The organism is [Flexibacter] sp. ATCC 35103 (assembly GCF_001975985.1).
Lineage (GTDB): Bacteria > Bacteroidota > Bacteroidia > Flavobacteriales > Flavobacteriaceae > Flavobacterium.
Genome location: NZ_MTQF01000005.1, coordinates 266,453 through 273,458, shown reverse-complemented (window position 1 = coordinate 273,458; position 7,006 = coordinate 266,453). Strand labels below are relative to the sequence as shown.

Annotated in this window: 3 protein-coding genes and 1 pseudogene; all 4 read right to left on the bottom strand. The window is 35.2% G+C overall.

From position 1 onward, the window contains the following. A pseudogene (locus BXU01_RS12305) lies at positions 1 to 3,202 on the bottom strand (DUF11 domain-containing protein); the annotation flags it as partial. 496 nt (positions 3,203 to 3,698) lie between these two features. After that, positions 3,699 to 4,625, bottom strand: coding sequence for a tRNA epoxyqueuosine(34) reductase QueG (gene queG, locus BXU01_RS12300; protein WP_083693479.1), 927 nt, complete (start codon positions 4,623 to 4,625; stop codon positions 3,699 to 3,701). Further along, entirely contained in the window at positions 4,622 to 5,968 is a 1,347-nt protein-coding gene (locus BXU01_RS12295) for a cytochrome P450 (RefSeq protein WP_083693478.1), read from the bottom strand. Before BXU01_RS12295 ends, queG begins: the two co-directional genes overlap by 4 nt. Positions 5,969 to 5,979: 11 nt before the next feature. After that, positions 5,980 to 7,002, bottom strand: a complete 1,023-nt coding sequence (gene ruvB, locus BXU01_RS12290; protein ID WP_083693477.1) for a Holliday junction branch migration DNA helicase RuvB — start codon at positions 7,000 to 7,002, stop codon at positions 5,980 to 5,982. Between the last annotated feature and the right edge of the window lie 4 nt (positions 7,003 to 7,006).

Sequence of the window (7,006 nt, the reverse complement as noted above, 5' to 3'; positions counted from 1 at the left end):
CGTTTAACGTATCGTTTGTTGTAACGTTTCCTATTGTAGTGATGGTGGTTGCTGAAGTCTGAATTGGATATGTATTGTCGATATTGGCACAAATTTTAGAATCTACAGTAACACTTGTGCTTAAAGATTCACAATTATTTGCTTTAGCAGTTATCGTATAACTTCCTGCTGGAGCAGTAATAGTATTTCCTGTCTGACTAACTCCTGTTGAAGGAGTTATCACATAAATATAACTTGCATTATAATTGGTTATAGTAAAACTACCTGTTGCTGTCGTACATGTTTGTTGAGTTACAGAACTCAATAAAGGTTGAGCCGGAGTGGCATTTACGGTTACTCCTACTGAAGTTCTTGCACTCTCACAACCACTGGCAGAAGTCTGGCTTACATAATAAGTTCCTGTTGCCAATAATTCTGTACCTGTGTAAAGTGTTCCGCCTGTACTGGCGTTATACCATTTTTTATTAGATCCTGTTGCAGCTAAATCATTAACTGTTTTGGCTTCAGCCGAACAAAAAGTCTGTGCCGATGCTGTTGGTGCAACTGGTGTTGTGTTTACGGTTACTCCTACTGAAGTTCTTGCACTCTCACAACCACTGGCTGAAGTCTGACTTACATAATAAGTTCCTGTTGTCAATAATTCTGCACCGGTATAAAGTGTTCCGCCTGTACTGGCGTTATACCATTTTTTATTAGATCCTGTTGCAGCTAAATCATTAACTGTTTTGGCTTCAGCCGAACAAAAAGTCTGTGATGAAGCTGTTGGTGCAACTGGTGTTGTGTTTACGGTTACTCCTACTGAAGTTCTTGCACTCTCACAACCACTGGCTGAAGTCTGGCTTACATAATAAGTTCCTGTTGCCAATAATTCTGTACCGGTATAAAGTGTTCCGCCTGTACTGGCGTTATACCATTTTTTGTTAGATCCTGTTGCAGCTAAATCATTAACTGTTTTGGCTTCAGCCGAACAAAAAGTCTGTGCCGAAGCTGTTGGTGCAACTGGTGTTGTGTTTACGGTTACCACGACTGGTTTTATATCTGAACATCCTAAAGTTGTAGTAGCTTTAATATAATATGTTCCTGCTGTAGCTGCTGTAGGTGTTGCATATGATGTTGTAGCAGTTGAGTTTGTCCAATATGTAAATGTTAAATTTGATGAACTTCCTGCAGTAATTGCCGGAGCTGTTATATCAACTTTTGATGGTGAACAAACTGATGCTGGATTAGTAATAACAAGTGTCGGTAAAGGATTAGGAGTAGTAGACACACTAGCCGAGTTATTTGCTAAATTACTATCTGTAGTCGTAGATGGTAATGCCGCTGTGTTATTGTAATTTCCTGTAGCGTTTACTTTTGCAATTATTTTTAATGTTTCTGTAATTCCTCCATTTACATCTCCAATACTCCAAACTCCAGTTCCGGCATTATAGCTTCCTACTGAAGGTGTTGCACTCACAAAATTATATCCGGAAGGAAGTAAATCATTTACAGAAACTCCCGTTGCATTATTTACTCCTAAATTACTTAGCTTAACCGTAAACTCAACATTAGAACCTACACATGGAGTTGCATTATCAACTGTTTTCGTTACGCCTAAATCCGTACACAAAGTAACACTTACAGGTTTAGATTGGGTTTGAACTCCACATGCTAAAGTCGAAGCAACTGAATAAGAACCTGTTTTAGTAGCTACATATGAATTTGAATTTGCTCCCGTTATAGCTGTACCATTAAAATACCATTGATAAGGTGCAAAATCTGGTGGGGTCGTTAATGTAGCTGTATTATTAGTACATCCGCCTCCTGAAACATAAGTCATTGTTGGATCTTCCGGCTGAGCTGCAAAATTTGAGAAAAACCCTGCCATCGAAAATCCTCCTCCTTGTTGCACAATCGAAACTGTTAATTTAGCTAAACTGGATATAGAAAGTACGTTTGGACTTCCAATTTGTGTATCTTCAAAATTGATTATATACCAGCCGGTAGATCCTAATTGATGACGCGGAGAAATACCAGATATCGTTTCAATATTAACCCCATTAACATTTACAACAGATGTGGCATCTTTTAAAAGTATATACCCAAAATAAGGTAACGAGCCTGTTCCGTAATTTCTAAATTTAGCAGTTTCTATAAAATTTGATCCACCACATTCAGATACGGGAGCAATTGTCGAAATATCTACCTCACATGATTGTGCTGTACCAGAATATACTGCTACATTTTTATCTGCAGAAACACGGGAAGCTGAAAAATTTGTATTTGAATTACCATTCAGGAAAGTGAAAAATTTACCCGCCGTTGCTAAAACAGTAGTTGTTGTTTTTGTTAATACTCCTGTGGCTGAATAACTATCAACTGTAACTGTTGTATTATCTTTTGTAGCAACAACAGTAGTTTGCTCTGCTGTATCATTTCCTTTTCCTCTTTCAATAAAATATTCTGATCCTAAAACTGATTCGGGAGGCACTTGATTATACGCTCCGTCTCCACATCCGCCAGGTGTATCAATGGCAGCAGAAGTATTCATTACTGTTGGATTAGAAGATTGTACCAAAGTACCTATAGGCGCTTTAAACAAATAACTCTGCCCAGCATCTAAAGTTGTCTTAACAACGCCATCTATAGTAATTGATGTGCCATTTGCAATAGCCATAATACTGTAAATAGGGCGTTGATCGCCATAACCATTAAAATTTCCTAAAGAACCGTCTCTATAATATCCTACTCTAAATCGTATACCAATTCCTGCATCACCAAAACTTGTTAATGCAGCATTTCCTTTAATATCCTGATCTGTACCATCACCGCCTAATGCATCTGAAGCCACATTTCTTAAGTTAATAGATATTGGTGCATCACCAGTAACAATTAATCCTGCCGCAGTCAAAACTGTATTTAATGCAAAAGCAGGAGCTGCACTTGGTTTTCCTGCAAATCTATATACTGCAGGAGTTCCTTTTGTAGCTGTAAGTGTTGTCACTAAAGTACCATCACTCTTAGCTACAGTAATATTTACAGTTGCTGTAGAATTCGTTGCGATTACGATCTCATTTGCTTTACTAAAATATTGCCAGGGTGCAGGTGCAATGTAGTGTTTGGTATAAAACTGTGCAGATGCGCTATAACTAATAAATAATGAAAATAAAACCAAGAAATTAAATCTAAACAATTTAGATCTGCAAAAAGTAAAGTTACGCATAAACAACTGTGAATTTAAAAATAGAAATACCAAAAACTGAATAGCCAATATTAGCATTCGATTGGATGTATGGGAGATACGATAAAATAGAAAGAATGGATTTTAAAAATCTGAAAAAAATATTTTCAAGATCTTCATAAAAATAAAGTAGCGTTTGAACCATAGATCGTTATAGGTGCAAGACTTAAATTGTCTCTCTGTTAAATTAGTAGTTTTTGGAGCGGCGAAAGTATACAAACACCTCTGTACTAGCTAGTTTAGTCGTCAAACTACACATATAAACGTTGAATTACACATTTTAACGATAAAAATTAACGTTGAAGTACAAAAAATATAACTATTTGATAACCAAACAACAGAAAATTCTTAATTTTTTAGAGAATTGTTACTATTAATAGATTTTGAAGATAAAAACGTAAAAATCTTACAAATAATAAAAATGAAGAAGCGAAAAATCTGAAAAGAAAAAACAAAAAGAAACTAAAATCTTACAAAATTATTCCAAGAATTTTACATTTCTCTTTAAGCCATCAAATTTAGTTCTTTTGATAGGAGAATTTTTAAAAACTGCACGAAAGGTTTCTTCTGTAATTTCAATCCAGTCTTTTTTAGAAAAAGAAAGCAGTTCCGGATTTGGATTAAATAAGGGTTCTGAATGTGGTTTTGAAAATCGGTTCCAAGGACAAACATCCTGGCAAGTATCACATCCAAACATCCATTCATCGAATTTTCCTTTCATTTCATAAGGAATATTCTCTTTGAGTTCTATTGTGTAATAAGAGATACATTTACTTCCATCAACAACATGAGGCGCAACAATTGCTTGCGTAGGACAAGCATCAATACAGGCTGTACAAGAACCACAATGGTCTGTAGTCGCATGATCATATTCCAGGTCTAAATCGAGAATAAGCTCTGCAATAAAATAAAAAGAACCTACTTTTTGAGTCAATAGATTTCCACTTTTACCAATCCATCCTAATCCGCTTTTTGCTGCCCAGGCACGATCTAAAACAGGTGCCGAATCAACAAAAGCGCGACCGGAAACATCGCCAATATTTTCCTGAATAGAATGCAGAAATTCTTTAAGTTTCTCTTTGATTACAAAATGATAATCCTGACCATACGCATATTTAGAAATTTTAAAACTTTCCTGAGTCTGGGTTTCTTCCGGATAATAATTTAATAAAAGTGACACTACACTTTTGGCATCATCAACTAACAAAGTAGGATCTAAACGTTTGTCAAAATAATTTTCCATGTAAGCCATTTGGCCATGATGGTTGTTATTCAGCCATTTTTCAAGACGTGGTGCTTCTTCTTCCAGAAATCCAGCTTTAGATATTCCACAAGAAAGAAACCCGAGGCGTTTTGCTTCTGATTTTATAAATTTTGAATATGTCTCTTTTGCATTAATGCTCATCTTTTAGAGAATAGAACTTCTACACCAACCGGTTTTAATGTAATTAAAGGATTGAATTCAACTGTATCAGTACTGGATTTAATCTCATACTTTTTTACAATTTGAGCAATGGTCAAACACATTTCATAAATAGCAAATCCCGCTCCGATGCACATTCTTGGTCCCGCACCAAACGGGTAAAAATATTGCATAGAAACTTTTTTCTGTTCGCCAAGAAATCGTTCCGGAATAAATTCATCCGGGTTTTTCCAATATTTAGGATTTCGATGCAATTCGTAGAAAGAAACTCCGATAAGAGTTTCCTTTTTTATATGAAAACCAGCAAGAGTATCATCAGTAACATTTTGTCTGTCTGTAATCCATGCAGGCGGATACAAACGCATTGATTCATTTAATACTGCATTAGTATAAGTCATTTTTTGAAGCTGCTCGACAATATTTTCAGTTTGAGATTCTATCTCAATAATCTCATCCAAAACTCTTTGTTGTACATTGGGATTTCTTCCTAAAAGATGCAAGGTAAAAGTCAAAGCATTTGCTGTGGTTTCATGTCCCGCTATAAAAAGAACTTTAATTTCATCAACTAATTGCTTAACCGACATACCTTCTCCCGTATCTTCATATCGGGTTTCTAAAAGCATATTAAGCAAGTCATTAATTTCTTCTTTCGAAGTCATTCTTTGTTCAATAATTTCCTGAATAATGCTATTATTTTCTTCAGCAAGTTCCAAATGTTTTTTTACTTGTCCGCTTAAAGAAAACCACCATGCTTTATGTGGAAGTCTAATTTCTTTGATTAAAAAATTCTGAACTTCCTCAATAATAAATTTAATTCGGTTTAATTTTTCGTCAGAGATTGAAAGTTGAAACAATGACTTCGCTACGACATTAAACGCTAACTGACTCATTACAGGAAAAACATCAATAGATTCTTCTTCTACTAAATTTTCTAACTCTGAAACAATAGTCTGATTCATGTTTTCAACCAGTTGATTCATCTTTTGTTTATGAAAAGCAGGTTGAATTAGTCTCCTTTGCTTTAGCCAAAAATCACCATCAACAGTCAAAAGCCCCTTACCTAAATATTTTGAAAGATAAACAGACTGAAATTTAGATTTATGATAATTCTTTTGGTTTTTCTGTAAGATATATTCAGCAATCTCATTGTCTCTGGATAAAATTATATGTTTAGAAAAACCAATTTTGAGAGAAAAAGAATCTCCAAATTTATCAAAATATCTTTTATGAAAGGGAATTGGATTTTTACGCACTCCTTCTGCATCCAGAAAAAATCTCAATATCGAAAGTCTGTTCGGGTAATTATATTTTCTATTTTCAGACATTTTGATAGAATTTAAAATAATCCTCCCTGAATGTTAATATTAATTTTTCCTAAATGTTTATAAGCTTTATCTGTTACCTCGCGTCCGCGTGGTGTACGCATAATAAAACCTTCCTGGATTAAAAACGGTTCATAAACTTCTTCAATAGTCTCACTGCTTTCAGAAACGGCAGTTGCCAAAGTTGAAAGTCCAACTGGTCCTCCTTTAAATTTATTAATGATAGTCAACAATATTTTGTTATCCATTTCATCCAGACCATGCGCATCTACATTAAGCGCTTTTAATGCATAACGAGCAATTTCAAGATCGATCGTTCCGTTTCCTTTTATCTGTGCAAAATCACGTACTCTACGCAACAATGCATTAGCTATACGAGGAGTTCCACGGCTTCTTCCGGCTATTTCTATAGCAGCATCTAATGAGATTGGCATTTTAAGAATAGAAGAACTTCTTTCTACAATTGTAGTTAAAAGTTCTGTAGTATAATATTGTAATCGGGATGAAATTCCAAAACGTGCACGCATTGGTGCAGTTAACAATCCTGAACGAGTTGTGGCTCCAATTAATGTAAAGGGATTTAAATTGATTTGAACTGTTCTGGCATTTGGTCCGGATTCAATCATAATATCAATCTTGAAATCTTCCATAGCCGAATATAAATATTCTTCTACAATTGGACTCAAACGATGAATTTCGTCAATGAATAAAACGTCTCTTTCGTCAAGGTTAGTAAGTAATCCGGCTAAATCACCGGGCTTATCTAAAACTGGTCCTGAAGTAATTTTGATCCCCACTTCAAGTTCATTGGCCAAGATATTAGCCAAAGTAGTTTTACCTAATCCGGGAGGTCCGTGAAAAAGTGTATGATCAAGTGCTTCGCCACGTTGATTGGCTGCAGCAACAAAAACTTTTAAATTCTCTAAAACTTGATCTTGTCCGGCAAAATCATCAAATGACAGCGGACGCAATCTTTTTTCAAGATCTAATTCTTCTGGATTGTACCCATTTGTAGTGGGATCTAGGTTCTCATTCATTTTA